Origin of the sequence: Neopusillimonas maritima, assembly GCF_003576595.1 — a bacterium.
GTDB classification, from domain to species: Bacteria; Pseudomonadota; Gammaproteobacteria; order Burkholderiales; family Burkholderiaceae_B; genus Neopusillimonas; species Neopusillimonas maritima.
Window position 1 is genome coordinate 105621 of record NZ_NQOU01000002.1, and the last position, 21566, is coordinate 127186.

19 protein-coding genes are annotated in these 21566 nt (G+C 53.9%); 12 read left to right on the forward strand and 7 right to left on the reverse strand.

Going from position 1 to position 21566, the window contains the following annotated elements; all coding sequences use genetic code 11:
• Positions 1–13: 13 nt before the first annotated feature.
• Entirely contained in the window at positions 14–799 is a 786-nt protein-coding gene (locus CJO09_RS05505; protein ID WP_119441475.1) for an IclR family transcriptional regulator, read from the forward strand.
• Positions 796–2397 (forward strand): bifunctional 3-(3-hydroxy-phenyl)propionate/3-hydroxycinnamic acid hydroxylase, encoded by a 1602-nt coding sequence (locus CJO09_RS05510; protein WP_119441476.1) that lies wholly within the window; start codon positions 796–798, stop codon positions 2395–2397. Before CJO09_RS05505 ends, CJO09_RS05510 begins: the two co-directional genes overlap by 4 nt.
• On the opposite strand, the gene CJO09_RS05515 is transcribed toward CJO09_RS05510, so the two are convergent.
• The gene (locus CJO09_RS05515) at positions 2385–3905 is read right to left on the reverse strand and encodes a malonate--CoA ligase (protein WP_119441477.1); all 1521 of its coding nucleotides are present in this window, start codon (positions 3903–3905) and stop codon (positions 2385–2387) included. The genes CJO09_RS05510 and CJO09_RS05515 overlap by 13 nt on opposite strands.
• A gap of 131 nt (positions 3906–4036) precedes the next feature.
• Between CJO09_RS05515 and CJO09_RS05520 the strand changes: the two genes are divergently transcribed.
• Positions 4037–4660, forward strand: coding sequence for a biliverdin-producing heme oxygenase (locus CJO09_RS05520; protein ID WP_119441478.1), 624 nt, complete (start codon positions 4037–4039; stop codon positions 4658–4660).
• The gene (locus CJO09_RS05525) at positions 4661–6691 is read left to right on the forward strand and encodes a sensor domain-containing diguanylate cyclase (RefSeq protein WP_119441479.1); all 2031 of its coding nucleotides are present in this window, start codon (positions 4661–4663) and stop codon (positions 6689–6691) included.
• On the opposite strand, the gene CJO09_RS05530 is transcribed toward CJO09_RS05525, so the two are convergent.
• Together CJO09_RS05530 and CJO09_RS05535 are read right to left on the reverse strand one after the other, a co-directional pair.
• Complete coding sequence (locus CJO09_RS05530; RefSeq protein WP_119441480.1) at positions 6688–7047, reverse strand: DUF5368 family protein; 360 nt, start codon at positions 7045–7047, stop codon at positions 6688–6690. The two genes, CJO09_RS05525 and CJO09_RS05530, sit on opposite strands and share 4 nt — an antisense overlap.
• Positions 7048–7092: 45 nt before the next feature.
• Positions 7093–7953: an MBL fold metallo-hydrolase gene (locus CJO09_RS05535; protein ID WP_119441481.1), complete on the reverse strand. Its 861-nt coding sequence runs from the start codon at positions 7951–7953 to the stop codon at positions 7093–7095.
• Between the two features lie 113 nt (positions 7954–8066).
• Between CJO09_RS05535 and CJO09_RS05540 the strand changes: the two genes are divergently transcribed.
• The 4 genes from CJO09_RS05540 to CJO09_RS05555 are packed head-to-tail and all read left to right on the forward strand — an operon-like array spanning position 8067 to position 11034.
• Positions 8067–8387: an ArsR/SmtB family transcription factor gene (locus CJO09_RS05540; RefSeq protein ID WP_119441482.1), complete on the forward strand. Its 321-nt coding sequence runs from the start codon at positions 8067–8069 to the stop codon at positions 8385–8387.
• A 3-nt stretch (positions 8388–8390) separates the two neighbouring features.
• The gene (locus CJO09_RS05545) at positions 8391–8822 is read left to right on the forward strand and encodes a YeeE/YedE family protein (RefSeq protein WP_119441483.1); all 432 of its coding nucleotides are present in this window, start codon (positions 8391–8393) and stop codon (positions 8820–8822) included.
• Between the two features lie 26 nt (positions 8823–8848).
• Complete coding sequence (locus CJO09_RS05550) at positions 8849–9274, forward strand: YeeE/YedE family protein (protein WP_119441484.1); 426 nt, start codon at positions 8849–8851, stop codon at positions 9272–9274.
• Positions 9275–9309: 35 nt separating this feature from the next.
• Complete coding sequence (locus tag CJO09_RS05555) at positions 9310–11034, forward strand: SulP family inorganic anion transporter (RefSeq protein ID WP_119441485.1); 1725 nt, start codon at positions 9310–9312, stop codon at positions 11032–11034.
• A 15-nt stretch (positions 11035–11049) separates the two neighbouring features.
• Here the strand turns inward: CJO09_RS05555 and CJO09_RS05560 are convergent, their stop codons facing one another.
• Positions 11050–12816: a ClcB-like voltage-gated chloride channel protein gene (locus CJO09_RS05560; RefSeq protein ID WP_119441486.1), complete on the reverse strand. Its 1767-nt coding sequence runs from the start codon at positions 12814–12816 to the stop codon at positions 11050–11052.
• A gap of 21 nt (positions 12817–12837) precedes the next feature.
• On the reverse strand, positions 12838–14685 hold the full coding sequence (locus CJO09_RS05565) for a phosphoenolpyruvate carboxykinase (GTP) (protein ID WP_119441487.1): 1848 nt from the start codon (positions 14683–14685) through the stop codon (positions 12838–12840).
• A 224-nt stretch (positions 14686–14909) separates the two neighbouring features.
• Here CJO09_RS05565 and CJO09_RS05570 point away from each other — a divergent pair, with 224 nt between their 5' ends.
• From CJO09_RS05570 to CJO09_RS05585, 4 genes are all read left to right on the forward strand, one after another.
• Positions 14910–15368: a MarR family winged helix-turn-helix transcriptional regulator gene (locus CJO09_RS05570; RefSeq protein WP_119441488.1), complete on the forward strand. Its 459-nt coding sequence runs from the start codon at positions 14910–14912 to the stop codon at positions 15366–15368.
• Positions 15369–15564: 196 nt separating this feature from the next.
• A complete protein-coding gene (locus tag CJO09_RS05575) occupies positions 15565–17211 on the forward strand; it encodes an FAD-dependent oxidoreductase (protein ID WP_119441489.1) in 1647 nt (548 codons plus the stop codon).
• 36 nt (positions 17212–17247) lie between these two features.
• Positions 17248–18102, forward strand: coding sequence for an intradiol ring-cleavage dioxygenase (locus tag CJO09_RS05580; RefSeq protein WP_119441490.1), 855 nt, complete (start codon positions 17248–17250; stop codon positions 18100–18102).
• A gap of 47 nt (positions 18103–18149) precedes the next feature.
• Positions 18150–19214 carry a maleylacetate reductase gene (locus tag CJO09_RS05585; protein ID WP_119441491.1) on the forward strand — a complete coding sequence of 355 codons (1065 nt, stop codon included), beginning with the start codon at positions 18150–18152 and terminating at the stop codon, positions 19212–19214.
• A gap of 34 nt (positions 19215–19248) precedes the next feature.
• Here CJO09_RS05585 and CJO09_RS05590 read toward each other — a convergent pair whose 3' ends face one another.
• Both CJO09_RS05590 and panB read right to left on the reverse strand, forming a co-directional pair.
• Positions 19249–20712 carry a DNA recombination protein RmuC gene (locus tag CJO09_RS05590; RefSeq protein ID WP_119441492.1) on the reverse strand — a complete coding sequence of 488 codons (1464 nt, stop codon included), beginning with the start codon at positions 20710–20712 and terminating at the stop codon, positions 19249–19251.
• Positions 20709–21536 (reverse strand): 3-methyl-2-oxobutanoate hydroxymethyltransferase, encoded by an 828-nt coding sequence (panB, locus tag CJO09_RS05595; protein ID WP_119441493.1) that lies wholly within the window; start codon positions 21534–21536, stop codon positions 20709–20711. The genes CJO09_RS05590 and panB overlap by 4 nt, the downstream gene beginning before the upstream one ends.
• Positions 21537–21566 lie beyond the last annotated feature (30 nt).

A 21566-nucleotide genomic window follows, 5' to 3' on the forward strand; every position in this document is an offset into this window, starting at 1 on the left:
GGAAGCAGCGGGAATGCAGAAAGCCAACGCGGTTGAACGCATGCTGTCTATTCCCCGCTTGTTCACTGAACAGCGACCAATATGGACAGTGGAAGAAGTCGCCGCCGAGCTCGGGCTTCCCGTAAGCAGTACCTATCGCTATTTCCAGAGCCTGCTGCGCTTTGAATATCTGGATGAAGCCCCCGGACAAGGTTATTGTCTGGGGCCGGCATTCATTGAATACGACCGGATCATTCGCATCACCGACCCGCTTGCCACCGTGGCCGGGCCTGTCCTGGCGGGACTCACCAACACCCTGGAGTCCGGCTCAACCTTGATTCTTTGCCAGGTATACCGGCGCAAGGTAATGTGTATTCATGAGCAAACCACGGGCAATGGGCCGACACACATTAGCTATGAACGCGGCCGTCCCATGCCACTCTACCGTGGCGCAACGTCGAAAGTCATCCTGGCGCATCAGCCCTGGCGCGCACAAAAACGCGAATATGAACAGAACCAGAAAGAAATTCACGCCGCCGGCATGGGGCACGACTGGAAATCGTTCAGCGCCGGGCTACGCGAAATACGCAGGCGCGGTTACTGCATTTCACGCGGTGAGGTCGACGCAGGCCGCATGGGAATCGCCGCCCCGATATTCAGCTCAACAGGGCATGTTGCACATAGCTTAAGCGTCGTGACGCTCGACGACAAAACAAGCACGGCCGACGAAGACCGTTTGATTATGGGTATCGTTACCGCCGCCGCTCGTATTTCGGAAAAACTTTCTCGATCCGACACAGACAAAACAATAACCTCATGATCAGCGAACCGCATACCCCCGTCACGATCGTCGGCGCCGGCCCGGTCGGGCTGATGCTGGCCAACCTTCTGGCCGCGTATAACGTACCGGTAGTGGTAATAGAACGCCACCACACAACCGTTCAGGAACCACGGGCCATTTCAATTGACGATGAGTCGTTGCGTGCGCTGCAGATTCCAGAACTGGACGCGGCATTGAAAGCAACCTGCGCAATGGATTACGGCTCCGTCTATCTGGGCCCTGATCGACAGCCCTTTGCTTCAGTATCTCCTACTTCCGCCGAGTACGGACACCCTCGACGCAGTGCTTTTGCACAACCCATACTCGAGGCCATGCTCGCAGAGAATCTGGGCAAGTACCCACACGCACAAATCCGTTTTGGCGAGGAAGTGTGCGCTATGGAACAAAATGATGAAAGTGTCCAACTCACCATTCAACGCCATGACGGCGGCCAATACGTTCACACCAGTCAGTACGTTGCCGCTTGCGACGGCGGCCGCAGCCCGCTGCGTCACATGCTGGGCGTGGGCATGCACGGCAATACTTATGAGAAAAAATGGTTGATCATCGACCTTAAGGGAACACACGACAACTTTCGTCAAACCCGCGTTTACTGCGACCCGCGCCGACCCGGCATTAACCTGCCAGGTCCCAACCGCACCCGTCGTTTCGAATTCATGCTACTTGAAGGTGAAACCGACGAGCAGGTAACCGATATTGATTTCGTGCGTCGGTTATTGCGCGACCACGGCCCCGATGAACACATTGAAATCGTACGCAAACAGGTTTATACCTTCCACGCCCGTATGGCGAATGAATGGCAAAAGGGACGTGTCTTTTTACTGGGAGACGCCGCACACTTAACACCGCCGTTCGCGGGCCAGGGATTAAACAGCGGGCTACGCGACGCGGCAAACCTGTCGTGGAAATTAGCCGCCGTATTGCAAGGTCGCTTGCCTCCAAAAGCATTGGGCAGCTATCAAGCAGAACGGCCCGAACACGCCTGGCAGCTCATTGAAATGGCTATGACGTTAGGGAAAATCATGATGCCCGGCACACTATTGAAAGCCAAGCTCATTCAAGCTGCGTTCCGTGCGTTACGGTGGATCCCGCCCGCCAACGATTACATCACGCAAATGCGCTATAAGCCCAAACCCCGTTTCACGAAAGGTTTTTTCGTGGCCGACGGGGCCGACCCGCGCAACACACTGGTGGGGCGGATGGTGTGCCAGCCCATACTGGAAAGGCCTGATCGTAGCCTGATTCGACTCGACGACCTGCTGGGAAACGATTTTGCATTAATTGCGTGTCACACCAACCCGGCCCAGGCATTTGAAGGCATGCCGTTACTGCCTTTTGAGCAAAGCCTGAACCTGAAACGGTTATGTGTCACACCACGCTTTTACAACCCCTTCCCTGCCGCGCCCGGCGCGACCCATACCGTGCGTGACGTTTCAGGCGAGTTCGAGCGTCACTGCCCCGGGGCGCAAGACATTTGGCTTCTTGTGCGCCCCGACCGTTACGTCATGGCATGCATTCCACGCAAAAACGGTGACCAAACCGTGAAGCAACTAAACGATTTGCTTCAACTGGTTTGATAGCGCTCCCGCAATACGTTTTTTTGCACTTTACCCATCGTGTTGCGGGGCAGCTCAGAAATAATATGTACTTGCTTGGGTACCTTAAAGTTGGCGATCGATGCTTTTAAGTGGTGCTGAATCGCGATGGGATCAAGCATGACACCCGGTTGCGGCACCACTACCGCCACCACCGCCTCGCCGAAGTCGGGGTGTGGCACGCCCACAACGGCAGACTCGGAAACACCCGGCATCTCATCAATCATCAATTCAATTTCTTTGGGATAAACGTTATATCCGCCTGAAATAATCAAGTCTTTGCTGCGCCCCACAATAACCAAATAACCCTGGCTGTTCCAATGTCCCACATCCCCCGTTCGGAACCAGCCATCATCGGTGAACGATTCACGGGTTTTATCAGGCATCTGCCAATAACCCGAAAATACGTTTTCACCCCGAACCTGAACATGGCCGATTTCCAGGTCAGGCAAAGCTTGATCAACATCGTTTGTAATCCGCACTGATACCCCCGGCAAGGGTCGCCCCACCGTTCCACCTAACCTGGGGCCGTCTTCCGGGCTATATGGATTGGATGTCAGCATCACGGTTTCGCTCATGCCGTAGCGCTCGAGAATAAAGTGCCCGGTGCGCTGCTGAAAAGCTTCAAACGTTTCCTGCAAAAGCGGAGCCGAACCCGACACAAATAACCGCATGCTCTTGCAATGCTCACGCCCGAACTCTGGCTGGGCCAACAAGCGAACATAATAGGTGGGCACCCCCATCATGACCGTACAACGCGGCAAATAATGCAGGGCTTGCTCAATATCCAGCTTGGGCAACCAAATCATTCGCGCACCGGCCAACAAAGCACCATGCGCCGCCACGAACAAACCGTGCACATGAAAGATGGGCAGCATATGCAACAAAACATCACTCGATTGCCAGCCCCAATATTGGTGCAATACCTGGGCATTCGACGCCATGTTCCGATGCGACAACATGGCGCCCTTGCTGCGGCCCGTGGTACCCGACGTATACAGAATCACACCCAGGTCATCGTTCCGCGTGTCAACCGTGGTGAATGCCGGCTCGAAATCCTGGGCGGCATCGAATAATGTGCCTGAGCCGTCCGCATTCAACGTTTCAACCCGAACGCCCCCGCCCTCATGCGCCAACCCATATATCCAGGCGCGGCTTGATTCATCGCATACGATTAGCGAAGGTCGGGCATCCCCCAGAAAATAAGCCACTTCGGCTTCCCGATAGGCACTGTTAAGCGGTACGTAAACAAAGCCGGCGCGCAAAACACCCAAATAAAATATCAGCGCTTCAGGAGATTTTTCCACCTGAACCAACACGCGTTCGCCGGGGGCCATCCCCAGACTGGTTAAATAGGCCGCCAAACGTGCCGACGTTTGTTCAATATCACCATAGCTATACTGCCGGCTGGGTGTCTCTATGGCAACGGTGTTCCGGTCAGTCGGAAAGCCCGAGGCCAAAATAGCGTAAAGGTTGGCATTGTGGGACATGAGTGTATTCTGCACTTGTAAAAAATGTCATTCTACGGGCAGAATAAGCGATCTATTACGATGAGCTTAAATGTAGTATGACCGCTACGGAGCAATAAAAGCACCGGCATTAATAAGGCTCCGCATTAAATATGGAAAATTTCTTGAATCCTCCCGATACATTGCGGTCTCTCTTGCGGGCTCATGTGTGGCCATTACACCAGCAGCTCGATCAAAGCCCCACCCTTCAAGCCTTAACGCAGCCCAATCTCGACGCGCCTACCTATGCACGTGCGTTATCTAATTTTCACCTTGCGTATCAACATATTGAACCCGGTCTGGCTGCACTTGAACAAAGCATTCAACAACCTGTTCTGCCGGCTTATGAACCACGCCTGCCGCATATCAGAAAAGAATATGTCATGTTCAACAATTCTGATTCAGATTTGGCGGAACCCGGTGCTGCCCTGCCCCCCATGCCGGCATTTTTATGCCCTCTGTCGGCTTATCTGGGTGGCCGTTACGTTCTGGAAGGCGCTTCACAGGGCACACCCTATGTCATTCGGGCCCTCCGGAACCACCACCCAGCCTGGCCGCTGCATCCCGAAGGCTATTGGCACACCCTGCTGACCCAAGTACCTGCATGGCGTCAACTTTGTCATCTACTCGATACACCGCAAAACGACAGGCCTGTTTCATTGTCGGAATTAAAACGTGGGGCGACCTGGGTTTTTGAATCTTTCATCGCGTCATTGACCCCTTCAACACACCATTAAATGACGCCTATCTATTTCAGCGACTGCCTGACTGCGCAACTCGAGTTCCTGGGCAAAACCCAGGATCACGGCACCTTGTTGGTTGCCGACGAGGACGATGTCATCGTGGCGGCAGCGGAGAACGCGGGAGATTGGCTGGGTCCAAATGCCAAGGAAATGTTGGGGCGCCCCTGGATGGCGCTGTTTCCCCAAATCCACCCTCCCTCGTCGCTGAGCTCATTTGAAGCAATAGGCCTGTCGGGCATTCACTTGCATCCTGTGCACATCAACAACAGGTCACTTATCATGGTCAGGCATCGCACCGGAGATCATGTTGTTGTCGAGTTTGAAGCCGAATCCGAAACAAACGCATTCGGACGTGATCGAGGCGCTATTTTGGCGGCGTGCCTTTCGCAAATGGGGCGCACCGACTCCGAACAGGCTGCTGCCGAATGCCTGATGCGTTTTATTGCCATGGTCACGGGTTTCGACCGCGTCATGCTCGTGCAGTTTCTACCGAACTGGCATGGCAAAGTCATTGCAGAAACGTTAAAGCCCGGTATCTCCGGCTATTTGAATCATCACTTCCCTGCCAACGACATACCCGAGAACGCCCGCAGGCTATACACACGCAAGCTGCAACGCCTTATTGCCGATGCGCACGCCGAAACAATCCACATTCTGTCAACACGCCCGGAACCGGTTGACCTGACCTATGCCGAATTGCGCGCCGTTCATCCTGTTCATATTCAATATATGAAAAATATGAATGTCATTACGTCGTTCAGCGTTTCAATTGTGATTGGTGATGCCTTGTGGGGCCTGATTCCCTGCCATAACCTGAAAAGCAAACATTTGTCTTTCGCCGACCGGCAACTGTGCGAACACCTTAGCCGTATTGCGGGCTTGCATATGTCGGGCCTGGCGCAACTGCGCCACGCTAAAGAACGGCATACACACTTGCTCATGCGCCGGCAACTGCGGCAAGACATTCAAACCAACGGCGCCAATGGGCCCACCTTTCAACGTCAACTACAACAAATACGTGAAACCTTTGTTGCCGACGGCACCTGGATGCGCTATCAGGAGCGTGATTTTTTCGACGGTGCAGTTCCCAACACGCACACGCGCACAACACTACTTAACTGGCTGGCAACCCAGACTCCCGAGCCGGTCATTGCACGTCATGAGCTCGACGATGAACTCAAAGAGAACGAAGAACTTCGTAAGACGGCGAGCGGGCTACTTCGCATCGAACTGAACCGTAACGAATTTCTGATCCTTATGCGCAAGGAACAATCGGCACAAATGGAATGGGCAGGTGTTCCGCAAGAAACCGCTAACCCTAACGACCCGAAAGCCGGGCTGACGCCGCGTACGTCGTTTGAAACATGGCGTCAGCTTGTGCAGGGGATTTCCGCGCCATGGTCTGCCAGCGAACTGGAGAGTGCCCTTCGGTTGCGCACTAGCCTGAATGAAGTGTTCGAGTTTCTTGAGCTCGAGCAACAGTCGCTAACCGATGCCCTAACCGGCCTTGGAAATCGCAACCAACTGAATCGTACCCTGAGCGGTGTGATTACACAGTACGAACAAACAGGCGGTCGCATGGCTGCAGTGATGATCGATCTGGACGACTTCAAACCAGTGAACGACCAATACGGCCATTCAATAGGCGATGAAGTGTTGATTAAGCTGGCGCAAAGAATGAAGGCTCTGTTACGGGAAACCGATGTACTGGTGCGGTTGGGGGGAGATGAGTTCGCTATTGTGCTTACCCGTGTGCGCGCGGTAGGCGACCCCGAGCGTCTGGCCGATCGGCTTCTGAACTCCATCTCGGAACCGGTATTGCTGGATAACGGCGAACAGGTAACCCTCACTGCAAGTGTCGGCGCCGCGATTTACCCCGAACACGCCCAAACCGCAACTGAACTGCTGCATCATGCCGACCTGGCCATGTACGCAGTAAAACGAAAAAATCGCTGCGGCTTCGAACTGTATGATCCGACCGCTAGCTATACCGCCTCACGCAATACGCCGGAAACCCCGCATTAATTTATTCTCCTGATTCGCTTACGGGCAACGATAGAAAAAACCAGCGCAAACACACCCAGACCACATACCAGCGCCAACAGAACGACGGCCAGAAAATCGATCAATGAACGGAATATCGACAGATCGGCGTGTGTTGAATACGGTAAGAGCCAGGTTGCAACAACCGTTGCCAACAACCCGGCCACCAGCGCCCAGAACAAAGGCGGCCCCGCGCGCAAGCCCCGCCGCCGCAGCCCTTTGAAGCCACTGAAAACACCATAGATTAGAACCAGCGTAATGATGACCAGTGGCCAAAACCACCCCGACAACACCTGCCACATAATATGAAATAACGAAACCGGATTGAAATCATTCATAGCGCCCCCTTCAGCATGCCCGCGTGAATTGTAATCCAGCAACACCTATAGTTGATTCAACGGTATTTTCAAATAACTTACACCATTGCCTTCCGGCGGCGGCGTTTGGCCCGCCCGAATATTGACTTGCACTGACGGCAAAATAAGATTGGGCATATCAAGTGTGGCGTCACGCTGGGTGCGCATTTCCACAAAAGCCTCTTCAGAAACGCCTTCGTGAATATGAATATTATGCACTCGCTGCTCCCCCACTGTGGACTCGAAATTGACCTTGCGCCCTTCAGGCGGATAGTCGTGGCACATGAACAAGCGTGTTTCCGATGGCAGGCGAAGCAACTTTTGCACTGAACGATACAAAGTATGAGCATCACCCCCAGGGAAATCGCAACGGGCCGTTCCCAAATCGGGCATAAACAAGGTGTCGCCCACGAACACCGCATCGCCCACCATGTAAGCCATGCATGCCGGGGTGTGGCCGGGCACATGGATCGCCTCGGCTTGCAGATTCCCAATGGTAAACGGCACTCCTTCTTCGATCAGGTGATCGAACTGACTTCCGTCCAGGCGAAACTCAGGTTCAAGGTTGAATATTTTCTTGAACACGCCTTGCACTCGGGTAATGTTCGCACCGATGGCTATTTTTCCTCCCAGGCGCGAACGCACATAAGGCGCCGCCGACAGGTGGTCGGCATGGACATGGGTCTCCAGAATCCACTCAACCGACAAATTCAGTTCCTTCACGAAAGCAATGACCTTATCGGCGGAGGCCGTTGACGTTCGCCCCGCTTTTGGGTCGTAATCCAGCACCGGATCAATAATTGCGCAAACGGACCCGGGCTTTTCATACACAACATAAGTCACCGTGCCGGTGGTGTCATCGTAAAAGCCTTTAACAATAGGGTTCATAGTGCACCTTCAAAGTAATTTATCTTGCTTTCATTATATTGAAAAATATAATATATTCAAATATAATGATATCGTATTCTAACTTCCTGAGCATTGATTCTCATCAACACATCATGACTGAACTTACCCTTAACCTGGAGTCAATTCGAGAATCAGCTGAGCAGGCTTGCCGTTTAATGAAGGTTCTATCGAACCCCGATCGTCTGCTTTTGCTGTGCCAGCTTACTGAAGGTGAAAAATGCGTAAGCGAACTCGAAGCGTTGGTGGGAATCAGCCAACCTACCCTTTCCCAGCAACTGGGGGTTTTGCGTACCGAAAATATCGTCAGCACCCGGCGCGAAGGCAAAAATGTGTATTACCAAATCGGCAGTCAGCAGGCGCTTGCCGTCATGCAAGTACTGTATGAACAATTCTGCGGCCCAAACAAGGAGTAACGCATGACAATTGACTGGACTCACTTCACTCCCTGGACGTCTCTGGCAGGCGGCCTGCTTATCGGCCTGTCAGCTGCGGTTTTTATCCTGTTTTTGGGTCGAATTCTGGGAATTAGCGGCATCGTGGGCGGTCTGCTCAAACCGAAAGCCGGAGATTGGGGCTGGCGTTTGGCATTTGTACTGGGTTTGCTTGCCGCACCCTGGATTTGGTCTGCAGTCATCGGGCCGGTAGAAGCCACTATTGAGGCCTCTACGCCTGTTCTCATTCTGGCAGGCTTGCTGGTTGGGCTTGGCACCCGCTATGGCTCGGGCTGCACCAGCGGCCACGGGGTATGCGGCTTATCGCGCCTGTCGCCTCGATCAGTCGTTGCCACCCTAGCATTCATGGCAACCGGTTTTCTCACTGTTTACGTTGTTCGCCATTTATTAGCCTGATCGCAACCGACTTTCAAGGACTTATCATGCAACGCATTTTTGAATTCTTTATCGGCCTTGTCTTCGGCCTCGGCCTTATTCTGTCAGGGATGAGTGACCCCTCGAAAGTGCTGGGGTTTCTTGATCTTACGGGGTTATGGGACCCTTCCCTGGCATTCGTGATGGGCGGCGCCATTCTGGTGGGGCTGGTTGCGTTTGCCCTTGCCCGCAAACGCACCACGACTTTTCTGGGAGGCGCACTGAAGCTGCCCACCTCAAACGATATCGATAAGCGCCTGGTCATTGGCAGCCTCACCTTCGGTGTAGGCTGGGGTCTGGCAGGTTATTGCCCCGGACCCGCCCTGGTTTCCCTTGGCTCGGGCCAATCTAAGGCACTGATCTTCGTTGTCGCCATGTTGGCAGGCATGGCGATATACGAAATTGCGCAGGGCAAAACCAGCCGCTCCCGCTAAACCCAACAACAAGCTCATCGTTCACAGGAAGCCTCATGCGACTGCTGCCCGAATGGTTGGCACACTATCAAAAGACAAAGCTGCCCGGCGATCTTACAGCGGGCCTGATTGTCACGGTCATGCTTATCCCCCAAAGCCTGGCCTACGCGATGCTGGCCGGCCTGCCGCCCGAAATCGGCCTGTACGCCAGCGTGCTGCCGCTGGTCGCTTACGCTTTGCTGGGCTCAAGCATGACGCTCGCCGTTGGGCCGGTTGCCGTTGCGTCTTTAATGACGGCCAGCGCCTTGCAACCGCTGGCGCAACCCGGTTCAGAACAGTATGTGGTTTTAGCCGCCACACTCGCCTTTCTTTCAGGCATCATGCTGCTGGCATTTGGCTTGCTGCGCCTGGGATTTCTGGCCAACTTTCTTAGCCATCCGGTCATCAGCGGCTTCATTTCAGGCTCGGCTATTCTTATCACCGTCAGCCAATTGAAGCACTTGTTTGGCTTAACAACCAATGCCGGTAACGTTTTCCAGGAAGTTTATCAACTGCTTGCACTATTGCCACAAGCAAACCCAGCCACCACGGCTCTGGGGCTGGGAACATTGATATTTTTATTTTTCGCACGCACTTATCTAAGCGGAGTGCTGCAAAAAATAGGGCTAAAACAAAAAACCGCGTCGCTCATCTCCAGGCTGGCTCCCATGGTTGCGGTTATTGTCTCAATTATCACGGTAGCCCAATGGGACCTCGCCGCTGAGGCCGGCGTTGCCATTGTGGGTGAAGTGCCGGCAGGGTTGCCTTCCCTTAATGTTCTTGTGCCCAACATGAACCACTTGGCTGCGCTCTGGCTTCCTGCGCTCCTGATTTCTCTGGTGGGTTTTGTAGAGAGCGTTTCCGTTGCGCAGTCATTAGCCCTTAAACGGCAGGAACGTATCCAACCGAACCGTGAACTTCTGGGTTTGGGCGCCGCCAATATGGCGAGTGCATTATCAGGCGGTTACCCGGTTACGGGCGGCTTCGCCCGTTCCGTCGTTAATTTTGCCGCAGGCGCCAACACCCCTCTGGCCGGCGTGATTTCGGCCGTTCTTATGGCGATTGTAATCGCGAGCCTAACCGGGCTTTTCCACCATCTGCCTCAAGCCGTGTTGTCGGCCACCATTATCATCGCCGTTACTGCATTAGTGGATTTTTCAACCTTTAAAGCCGCCTGGCAGTACGACCGTGCCGATGCATTGTCATTGGTGGTGACCTTAATAGGCGTACTATTGCTGGGAGTCGAAGCGGGTGTATTGATAGGCGTGGCGCTATCACTTGCGGTTCTTGTATGGCGCAGCAGCCGTCCGCATATCGCCATTGTCGGCAGGGTACCTGGTACGGAACACTTCAGAAATGTCCGGCGGCATAAAGTCGATACGCTGCCCAACTTATTGGCACTGCGCGTTGACGAAAGCCTGTTCTTTGCCAATGCCTCGCTGGTGCAAAGCCATATTGAAAGATGTGTGGCCGCCAACCCGAAGGTGGAATACGTGCTCTTACTGTGCCCGGCAGTGAATCAAATCGATTCAACCGCCCTTGAGGCTTTAACACAGTTACAGGAAAGCCTTAGCGCAAAAGGCATTCAATTTATGTTGGCCGAAGTAAAAGGCCCGGTTATGGACCGACTACATGAAACTCACCTGGGGCGCGCCCTGGAAGGCCTTATTTTCCTGAGCGCACACGATGCCTTTAAGTTCGTGGAAGAGCGCAACCTAGACTCATTAGCCTTCTCACGATAGTGGGACGCAACGACCTTAAATATGTACCGAGTCGCCACCGCTATCAAGCGACTTTTTCAAGGCAAAATACTTTTCCAGCAAATCCGACTTATACACGACACCCAATAATTTCGGGGCCTCGCCGTGACTTACCACGGGTATCCGCTCGCCGGTAAAGTTCACAAAAATATCCTGAGCGGCATCCAAACTCATGTCCGGATGCAGGGGCTTCACAAAATCCAGACGCAAAATATCACCGGCGGTTTTGTCCTCAATGTCACCCTGCCCCAACAACAACCCGGTAACATCCTGCTGAGCAATCACCCCTTGGAAAATACTGTCTTCATCAACGACATACCAATAACGCACCGGATATTCGGAAAACCGCTGCAATACGACTTTGACCGGCGTTGCGGTAGCCACAACCGTGACCGCAGGCTTGATCAGGTCACCAATCAGCGTATCGCGCAAACGATTGCGCAAATTCGTGTCGCGTTCGCGCACCAGCGTCACTTCATACATCGCCACTTCCGCAACGGCACGCGCAACGAAATAAGCCAATACGCAAGCCAGCATTAAAGGCAGCACCAACGCATAGCTGTGTGTCATCTCGAAGACCATCAGAATGGCCATAAGCGGCGCGCCTGTACCGGCAGCCAAAAAAGCACCCATTCCCACCGCAGCGTAGACAAACATAGGAAGCGCAAAACCCGGGAACAGCCATTCAAGCGCCTGACCAAACAAGGTTCCCACCACCGCACCCATGAACAGCGTGGGAGTGAAAACACCCCCTACCGCGCCCGAACCCACCGTAAGCGCAGTTGCCAGCAACTTCATAAGCAGTACCAGCAACACGGCATGCCATGGCCACGACGTTCCCAGTAGCGAGGCAACAACGTTATAGCCATTGCCCGCAACCAACGGCATAAACACCAGAATGACCCCCAGCAACAAGCCGCCCAGCCCCAAACGCCAGGGCTCCGACCAGCCGGTTTTTTTAAAAGCGCTGCGAAACAGATCGAGAAACTTCAGGAAATAAGGTGCGCCGAAACCGGCAACAATACCCAAAATCAGCATCGGTGCCATGGCATCAATGCCAAACGTCGGTACGGCCGGCAGGGTATAACTCACCAAATGCCCACCCAAAGCCTTTACAGTGAAGCTGGACACGGCTGCGGCCAGCAACAACGGCCCCACCGTATGGATGGCCATTGTGCCCAACACAATTTCGGCGACAAACAACGCACCTGCAATCGGTGCCCCGTACGCAGCCGCAACACCTGCCGCGGCACCACAGGCGACGATCAAACGCAAACGTGAACGATTGAACGGTGCAAAGCGGCCCAACACTGACGCCCCCAGCGCACCCAGGTGCACCATAGCGCCCTCACGACCGATCGAGCCTCCGGAGGCCACAGAAATAAGTGAAGACAGCGAGCGCAAGAGGCCCTGCCGAATTGACAACTGGCCATCGCCGATCGCAACCGATTCCATATAGTCGGACGGCTTATCGGCACTGAACCGGGATGACGCCCGCAAGACATAGCCGGCGGCAACACCACCCAAGGCGGGCAAAATCAAACGTGCCCACCAGGGTAAGGTCGACACAACATCATCGATTTCTCCGGCCTGACCAAGAAAAATCAGCTGAAAGAAGTGGATGCCCTGATAAAAAAGGAAAGTGGCCAGCGCTCCAAGAACGCCGGCCACTGTGGCCCAGACCAGCATGGCTGGTTGCTGGGACAACCAGCTATAGCCCTGCAAACGTTGCCGCGATGCCGAAACCAGCTCACGAAACAACATGAGCCATACCGATTTTGAACATCATGATGTTTGCAATTGCGCCTGGAACCGGGAGTGCAGACTAGGCAGCGCATCGGGCAAACGATGACGTAATTTATCGAACAACTCGGCGTGCAAAGCCAACTCCTTCTTCCAGGCCTCTTCATCGATTGAAGTAATTTGCTGAAAATAGGCTTCGTTGAAATCGAGCCCTTCCCAGGTGATGTCCTGATAGCGTGGCGTAATGCCAAAAAGGTGCTCGTGGCCATTGGCCTCACCCTGAATTCGCTCGAGCATCCACTTCAACACCCGCATGTTCTCGCCAAATCCGGGCCAGATAAACCGGCCGTTTTCGTCGGTTTGAAACCAGTTTACGCAGAAGATTCTGGGGTGCGTTGCCTGCATTTCGTTCAATTTATCGCCCAGGCGCAACCAATGTGCAATATAGGCGCTCATGCTATAGCCACAGAAAGGCAGCATGGCGAACGGGTCGCGGCGAACCACACCTTGCGCACCCACCGCGGCCGCCGTTGTTTCGGAACCTAAAGTGGCTGCCATATAAACACCCTCGACCCAGTTGCGCGCTTCGGTGACCAATGGCACGGTGTCGGAACGGCGGCCACCGAAAATAAAGGCGTCAATGGGTACACCGGCGGGGTTGTCCCAGTCGGGATCGATCACCGGGTTCTGGTCTGCTGCCACCGTGAAGCGCGCATTCGGGTGCGCCGCTTTGCGGCCGCAGTCGGGGGTCCAATCCTTTCCTTGCCAGTCGGTGCAATGTTCGGGGGCCGGGCCCATGCCTTCCCACCAAACATCGCCATCGTCGGTTAAGGCGACATTGGTAAACAGCACGTTCTCACGCAATGTGGCCATGCAGTTGAAATTGGTTTTTTCATTGGTGCCCGGCGCAACACCAAAATAACCCGCCTCAGGATTAATGGCATACAGGCGCCCGTCTTTACCCGGTTTAATCCAGGCAATGTCGTCGCCAATGGTCGTGACTTTCCAGCCGGACAAGGATTCGGGGGGAATCAGCATGGCAAAGTTCGTTTTACCGCAAGCCGACGGGAATGCCGCCGCGACGTGCATTTTCTTGCCCTCGGGCGAGGTCACACCCAAAATAAGCATGTGCTCCGCCAACCAGCCTTCATCGTGGCCCATGGTAGACGCAATGCGCAATGCAAAACATTTTTTACCCAGCAAAGCATTACCGCCGTAGCCGGACCCGAACGACCATATTTCGCGGGTTTCCGGGTAATGCACAATGTATTTGGTTTCGTTGCAAGGCCACGCCACGTCTTTTTCGCCGGGCTCCAATGGCTTGCCGACTGAGTGCACGCAAGGCACAAACGCGCCGTTGTCGCCCAGCACGTCGTAAACTTTGCGCCCCATGCGTGTCATGAGACGCATGTTCACGACAACGTAGGGGGAGTCAGACAACTCAACCCCAATGTGTGCAATGGGCGAGCCCAAAGGCCCCATGGAAAACGGAATAACGTATAAAGTGCGGCCGCGCATGCACCCTTCAAACAACCCGTTCAGCGTGGTACGCATCTTGGCCGGATCCATCCAGTTATTGGTAGGGCCGGCATCTTCTTGCTTCTGTGAACATATGAAAGTGCGGTCTTCCACCCGTGCGACGTCGGTGGGATCGGACCAGGCCAGGTAAGAATTCGGCCTTTTTTCCGGATTCAAACGCTTTAACGTGCCCGCTTCTACCATCATGCCGCAAAGACGATCATACTCTTCCTGAGAACCATCGCACCATTCGACGCGATCAGGCTGTGTTAGTGCTGCAATCTCGGCAACCCATTCTTTAAGCCGTTCATGCTTGACCCAATCCGGCGCGTTCAATTGAATGGAAGGTGTGCCGTCAGTTGCTACATTCATATGCGTAAGTCTCCGTTAAAACAGGGTATTTCGATGCAACACAAGCTGGCATTTTAGTCTCATTGACACGCATGGCAAGCCTTCCGACCGAATTTAAGTTACATTTAATAACACGTTTACCTTTCTAATTCGAGGTGGCGAGGCTAAACTTATCAGGAAGCTTGAGAAATTATTAAACAAATTGTAATAATAACGTAACAACACCACGCTACCGCCTGCCCACCATGAACGCCCTAACCCGAGAACCTTTCACGCCGCGCTGGCGTATCGATAACATCGGCCGATTGCTTAATAATGCGATTAAACGGTTTGAGAGTCGTATTTTGCTGGAAATGGAAAAAGCCGGATATGGGGGCTTCTCTCTAAGCCACATAACCATTACACGTAACCTCGACACGGAAGGCACACGCGCAACCGAACTGGCCCGGCGTGCAGGTATTACAAAACAATCCATGGGCGAACTGATTGCGCAGCTTGAACAAAGCGGCATTATCGAACGCCAGCCCGACCCCAACGATCGTCGCGCAAAAATCATTTTTTTCACACCCGCCGGCATGAAATGGCTCGACGCATTCGGCACGGCACTGAACCGTGCCGAACAAGAAATGTGCGCCGAGCTAGGTGAGGAAATGTTTGAAGCACTGCGCAATGCCCTGCTGCGCTACGACCGAAACAGGCACTAATGACCTGGCAGCAGCATGCCGGGCTGACTTCACCATCCCATAATACTGCCTTCGATTTTCCATTACGAGGCGGCTCAATCAATATTATTGACATTATAGTAAGGTAATCTTACTATTGAGAGGAATACCACGATTAATAGCTGTTCTAAAAAGCAGCATATCTTTGGCTTTTGACAAACCTGGACCTGGAATAGTTATGCTACCGAGTAATACTTCCGTAATGATTGTGGGCGGCGGACCCTGCGGCCTGATGCTCGCCAACGAGTTGGGGCGACGCGGTGTTTCAGCCGTGCTGGTCGATGAAAAACCCAGTACCGCCTTCAATCCACAGGCTAATGCAACCCAGGCGCGCACCATGGAACACTATCGCCGCCTGGGGTTTGCCAATGACATACGCGACTTGGGTTTGCCCAGTGATTTCCCAACAGATATCGCCTATTTCACCCGGTATGCAACGCACGAGCTGGCACGCTTCAAACTTCCCTCTGCTGCAGAGGCAAAAAAGAAAATCCATTCACTATCAGGGTCATGGAGTGCCGCCGAGTTGCCCCATCGCATTTCCCAGAAGTATGTGGAGCAAGTCTTGCGTCAACAAGCGGAGAAACTGTCTGGTATCTCTGTTAACTTTGGTTGGCGCATGGTTGAATTCTCTGATACCGGAAAGGATGTTCGGGTCCTGGTTGAACGGGTTGAAGATGGTGAAAGACGGGAAATCACCGCAGCTTATCTGATCGGTGCCGATGGCCCTCGCAGCCCTGTTCGTGAAGCCCTGGGTTACCGATACACAGGCGAAACCGGTGTTGTCCGTGACTTCATGGGTGGACGTATGTATGCCATCTATGTTCGTAGCCCCGACTTTTACAAAACCGTTCCTCACGCCCCTGCGTGGATGAACGTCTGCTTCAACAACGAGAGGCGCGCCTTTATGGCGGCGGTCGACGGTAAAGGCGAATTCGCCTTTCACACTCAACTCAAACCCCATGAGAATGAAGCAGACATCACTCAGGAAGATGCCTTACGGATGTTCCAGATGGGGGTGGGCGCACCAGTTAAAGCAGAAATTCTCTCTCATGGCGCATGGACTGCGGGCCACTCTCTGGTTGCCGATCATATGCAGAAAGGCCGTGTCTTTATAGGAGGGGATGCCGCTCATTTATTCACTCCCACAGGAGGGTTGGGCTACAACACAGCGGTGGAAGATGCGGTCAATATAGGATGGAAGCTGGCCGCCGTGTTGAAAGGTCAGGCTGCACCGTCTTTATTGGAATCCTACGAGCTTGAGCGTCGGCCGCTGGCAGTTCGCAATACCGCTTATGCGAAAACATTTGCCGACTCACTCGGGCTATATGCGCCGGTGCCTGAAATTGAAGAAGACTCCGCGGCGGGGCGACAAGCGCGTGAACAGGCCGGCCAATACTTTGAGGCGCACGGACGTGCTGAATTCAATATTCCCGGTATTACTTTCGGCGGTCGCTACGACGGCTCACCAGCTATAGTGTCGGACGGCAGCGCCCCACCACCCGATGCGGCCAACGAATACACCGCCACCGCATGCCCCGGCGGCCGGCCTCCGCACTGCTGGCTATCGGCCGACAAATCCCTGTACGACACATTCGGGTTTGAATGGACTCTGCTTTGTATGAACCCAGACAATGTTTACACTAGCGACTTTGAAGAACAGGCTCAGCAGCGTGGCCTCGATTTAACAGTCGTAACGGCACCGCAGGCCCGCGATTTATACGAAGCCGATTTCGCCTTGATACGCCCAGACCAGATCGTCGCCTGGCGGGGCAACGAAACTCAATCGGCAAACGCGATTTTCAGCCGGATTCTTGCGCAATAAAACCAATATGAATAACCCTTTCGGAGACTCTATCCCATGCGTGACCTTAATGAAAACACCTTGACCGATGAAGTCATTGCGCGCCTGAAGCATTGCGACAACCCCCGAGTCAAGCAAATCAGTGAAGCCTTGGTTCGTCATTTACACGCCTTTGTGCGGGAAATAGAACCGACTCAGGAAGAATGGGAAAGCGCTATCGGGTTCCTCACAAACACCGGCCATATGTGCGATGACAAGCGACAGGAATTTATTCTGCTGTCCGACACCCTGGGGGTGTCCATGTTGGTTGACGCCATCAACCACCGTTTGCCGGAAGGCGTGACCGAAACCACCGTGCTAGGCCCGTTTTATGTTGAGAATGCAAACGAATTTCCGCTTGGCGCCGATATAACCGAAAACATTAAAGGTACGCCCATGCTGATTCAAGGCAATGTGCGAAGCCAGGACGGCAACCCGCTTGCCAATGCCCACATCAATATCTGGCAGTCCGACGGAGACGGTTTCTACGACGTCCAACACCTCGATTCACTTGCATTGCGAGGCCAGTTTCACGCCGACGAAAACGGTAACTTCAGTTGCTGGACCGTACGCCCTTCCGCCTACCCTATTCCCGATGACGGGCCTGTGGGCAATATGCTGCGCGCCCAGGGGCGCCACCCTTACCGCCCCGCTCACGTGCACTTTATGATTCAGTCGCCGAACCACCAGAAGCTGGTCACCCATGTTTTTGCCGATGGCGACAAATACCTCGACAGCGATGTCGTATTCGGCGTAAAAAACTCCCTGATCCGAAACTTTGAAATGCACGACCCCGGCACCGCTCCAGATGGTAAAAAGATGGACCAACCCTATGCCTACTTGCGGTACGATTTCACTCTGAAAGCCGTTTAGTTCCATCAACATCTTAATAGCGACAAGCCAAAACAGGACAAAGTCACATGCAGACCCATTTCATCTACGAAACTCTTCCAGCCCGCGTCATTTTCGGCGAGGGCAAACTGGACAGCCTCGGAGAGGAACTTGAACGAGCGGGTCTCAAAAAAGCACTTGTCCTCTCAACACCTCACCAGGCAGATTGGGCACACGAAATAGCCACATCACTAGGAACCTTAAGCGCAGGCGTTTTTTCACAAGCAGCCATGCACACACCGGTTACCGTTACGGAAGACGCCATCAACTTTTTAAACAAGGTCGGGGCCGATTGCGTTGTCGAACTGGGTGGAGGCTCGACCATTGGACTGGGAAAAGCCATTGCCCTGCGTACCGGGTTGCCACAAATTGCCGTGCCGACAACCTATGCAGGCTCGGAAATGACACCCATTCTTGGACAAACTGAAAATGGCGTCAAAACCACGCAAAAAAAACCCGTGATCCAGCCGGGCACTGTGATTTACGACGTGAATTTAACACTCACCTTGCCACCGGCATTAACCGCCACCAGTGGCCTGAACGCGATGGCACACGCGGTTGAGGCTCTTTATGCGCAAGACCGTAACCCCATCATTTCGCTTGTTGCCGAAGAAGGCATCCGCGCGTTTGCTGAATCACTACCGGCGGTTATTGCCGCCCCAAACGACAAATCCGCGCGCACAAAAGCACAGTACGGGGGCTGGCTATGCGGTATTTGCCTGGGTTCGGCCGGCATGGCACTGCACCACAAGTTGTGTCATGTGTTGGGCGGGTCGTTCGATTTACCCCACTCGGAAACGCACGCCATTATGTTGCCTCATACTGCGGCCTACAACGAACCAGCCGCCGCTGAGGCCATGGACGCAGTGCGGCGTGCGCTGGGCAACGCGAACGCGGGGCAAGGTTTATGGGAACTGGCTAAATCCATAAATGCACCTTTAGCCTTGAAGGATCTGGGTTTCAAAGAAACCGATATCGAAAAGGCAACCGAGATTGCGCTAAAAAATCCATACTGGAACCCACGCCCTCTGGAGGCGGAAGGCTTGCGCGCCCTGCTTCGTCGGGCATGGGCGGGCGACACACCGCAAGCTTAAGGTATCGCCCATTTAAAGGGCTAAGACGCCAGGCTTATTTCTCCGGGTCTGGTGTTGAGTCAGGCTCAGCCGCCAATAGCGCTAACCGCTCAACCTGATAATCGCCATGATGCGGCTCAATGGGCGGCAAGGTTTTATTGGCTTTGGCCGAAAGCTCGTTAAACCGGTTTACTTTGCCGTACAAGCCCTGACGCCCGGCCAAAGCCGTTACGGTACGATTGTAATGATTGCTGACTGTGCCCAGCGTATCACCCAACTTCTTCAAGTTTTCAGCAACAACCGCCACCTGGTTGTAGATCTCACCGGCGCGATCACTTAACTCTTGCGCCTGAGCGCTGCTTCGCGCCACCATCCACAGGTTAGCCACGGTCTTCAAAATGGGCATGAGGGTCGTGTGCGACACCATCACCACATTACGCTGGTAACCATAGTTGAACAGATCGCGATTATTCTTCAACGCTTCGATATAAGCCGACTCAATAGGCATGAACATGAGTACAAAACTTGGGCTGCGCATGCCAATGAGGTTCGTATAATCCTTGCGCGACAGGTCATCGATGTGCTGCTTGACGGCCTTAACGTGGGCTTGCAACGCCGCGCCCTGCTCCGCTTCGGTTTCAGCACTTAAGGCGCGGTCGTAGTCAACCAACGATACCTTGCTGTCGATCACCATATGCTTGTCATCGGGCAGCTTAATCACAAAGTCGGGCTGCCGGCTCTGCCCTTCGCCGTCTTTGAACCTGGGCTGAGCCTCGTAGTGGTCGCCCTTTACCAAACCCGCCAGTTCCAGCGTTTTCTCCAGTTGAATCTCCCCCCAAGTGCCTGTGGTTTTCTTATCCCCCTTCAGCGCCAGCGTTAAATTGTTGGCCTCGGCGCTCATGCGTAAGCCCACTTCCAACACTTGCTTAATTTCCGTACCCAGCGAAGCGTTGCCTTTAACCGATTCGTCATGCACTTGATTAATACGTTGCTGAAAGGCTGAAATTTGTTCACGAAACGGTTTCAACATGGCGTCGAGCGACGACGTACTGGACTGAGTGAACAAGCGTCCTTTCTCCTCAAGCACTTTGTTCGCCAGATTCTGAAACTCGGTTTTCAACTGTTCCTTTGATTGCTCGAACGATTGCTTCAGCGTTTCAAAGGCAGCCTGTTTTTCTTCATGTTCGGCCTGCAAGCGGGTAAGCCGGCGGTCCAGGTCATTCACACGGCTTTGTGCACCGGCCAGCTCAAGGCTTTTATCATTCACGGCATCTCGCGCCTCGTCGAGCCTTTCACGCAAACTGCGCAACTCGGCCTCATAACCGGCAAGCTGTCGATCAAGCTGCTGAATACGCGACTCGTAGTCGCTAATGCGCGCCTCGTACTGCGTTCGCGCAAGCTCATTCCGATTGCGGGCTTCGGCCAAACCGCGCCGGCCGTATATCATCGCTGCGCCTCCCCCCATGAGCAGGCCCAGCCCCCACAAGAGAAGACCAATCCACTCCGGCGACAACGTCATGATTTTTTCTTGACTCCAAAACAATGATCGAGCGTTGGGAACTGGCCCTCGCGCACCTCTGCGGCGTATTGGGCGGCGGCATGGCGGATAACACCGGCCGCATCGCCAAACGGTTTGGCAAACTTGGGAATGCGATCGCCGCTTAATCCCAGAATATCCTCGGTAACCAGAATCTGGCCATCGCAATCCGGCGATGCGCCGATACCAATTGTAGGAATTGCCACCGCATCGGTAATGCGACGTGCCAGTTCTTCGGCCACGCCTTCCAGCACCAATCCAAACGCCCCCGCTTTTTCATGCGCCAGCGCATCCTGAAAGATTCGCTCAGCCGCCTCTTCGGACATCCCTTGGGCCTTAAACCCGCCCATGGTGTTCACATACTGCGGCATTAAACCTACGTGCGCCAACACGGGTACCCCACGATCGACCAAAAACCGCGTCGTGGCCGCCAGTGCGCTTCCCCCTTCCATTTTTACACCGGCTGCACCACTCACCGCCAAAATATGTGCCGCATTGCGAAACGCCTGCTCCGGCGACTCTTGATAAGAGCCAAACGGCATATCGACCAAAATGCAGGCACGTTGCGTTGCGCGCACAACAGCCGCAGCATGAGCGGCCATCTGATCGACTGTAATGGCCAGCGTATTGGGCATGGCGTAACCCACCATCGCCGTGGAATCGCCAATCAGAATCATGTCCTGACTTTCATCAAGCAAACGCGCAATGGGCGCAATATAGGCTGTTAGGGAAGCAATTTTTTTCTTGCCCTTGTAACCCATGAGGTCGGGAATACTGATACGTTTTGTTTTGGAATGTACGCTCACAGACAGCTCCTGGTTTATGCCGGAATCGAG

Coding starts and splice junctions, on each gene's coding strand:
- CJO09_RS05535 (WP_119441481.1), bottom strand. CDS start 7,953: ATGAACCCTATTGTTAAAGGCTTTTACGATGACACCACCGGCACGGTG.
- CJO09_RS05540 (WP_119441482.1), top strand. CDS start 8,067: ATGACTGAACTTACCCTTAACCTGGAGTCAATTCGAGAATCAGCTGAG.
- CJO09_RS05520 (WP_119441478.1), top strand. CDS start 4,037: ATGGAAAATTTCTTGAATCCTCCCGATACATTGCGGTCTCTCTTGCGG.
- CJO09_RS05585 (WP_119441491.1), top strand. CDS start 18,150: ATGCAGACCCATTTCATCTACGAAACTCTTCCAGCCCGCGTCATTTTC.
- CJO09_RS05560 (WP_119441486.1), bottom strand. CDS start 12,816: ATGTTGTTTCGTGAGCTGGTTTCGGCATCGCGGCAACGTTTGCAGGGC.
- CJO09_RS05545 (WP_119441483.1), top strand. CDS start 8,391: ATGACAATTGACTGGACTCACTTCACTCCCTGGACGTCTCTGGCAGGC.
- CJO09_RS05510 (WP_119441476.1), top strand. CDS start 796: ATGATCAGCGAACCGCATACCCCCGTCACGATCGTCGGCGCCGGCCCG.
- CJO09_RS05570 (WP_119441488.1), top strand. CDS start 14,910: ATGAACGCCCTAACCCGAGAACCTTTCACGCCGCGCTGGCGTATCGAT.
- CJO09_RS05515 (WP_119441477.1), bottom strand. CDS start 3,905: ATGTCCCACAATGCCAACCTTTACGCTATTTTGGCCTCGGGCTTTCCG.
- CJO09_RS05530 (WP_119441480.1), bottom strand. CDS start 7,047: ATGAATGATTTCAATCCGGTTTCGTTATTTCATATTATGTGGCAGGTG.
- CJO09_RS05575 (WP_119441489.1), top strand. CDS start 15,565: ATGCTACCGAGTAATACTTCCGTAATGATTGTGGGCGGCGGACCCTGC.
- CJO09_RS05590 (WP_119441492.1), bottom strand. CDS start 20,712: ATGACGTTGTCGCCGGAGTGGATTGGTCTTCTCTTGTGGGGGCTGGGC.
- CJO09_RS05505 (WP_119441475.1), top strand. CDS start 14: ATGCAGAAAGCCAACGCGGTTGAACGCATGCTGTCTATTCCCCGCTTG.
- CJO09_RS05555 (WP_119441485.1), top strand. CDS start 9,310: ATGCGACTGCTGCCCGAATGGTTGGCACACTATCAAAAGACAAAGCTG.
- CJO09_RS05525 (WP_119441479.1), top strand. CDS start 4,661: ATGACGCCTATCTATTTCAGCGACTGCCTGACTGCGCAACTCGAGTTC.
- CJO09_RS05550 (WP_119441484.1), top strand. CDS start 8,849: ATGCAACGCATTTTTGAATTCTTTATCGGCCTTGTCTTCGGCCTCGGC.
- CJO09_RS05580 (WP_119441490.1), top strand. CDS start 17,248: ATGCGTGACCTTAATGAAAACACCTTGACCGATGAAGTCATTGCGCGC.
- CJO09_RS05565 (WP_119441487.1), bottom strand. CDS start 14,685: ATGAATGTAGCAACTGACGGCACACCTTCCATTCAATTGAACGCGCCG.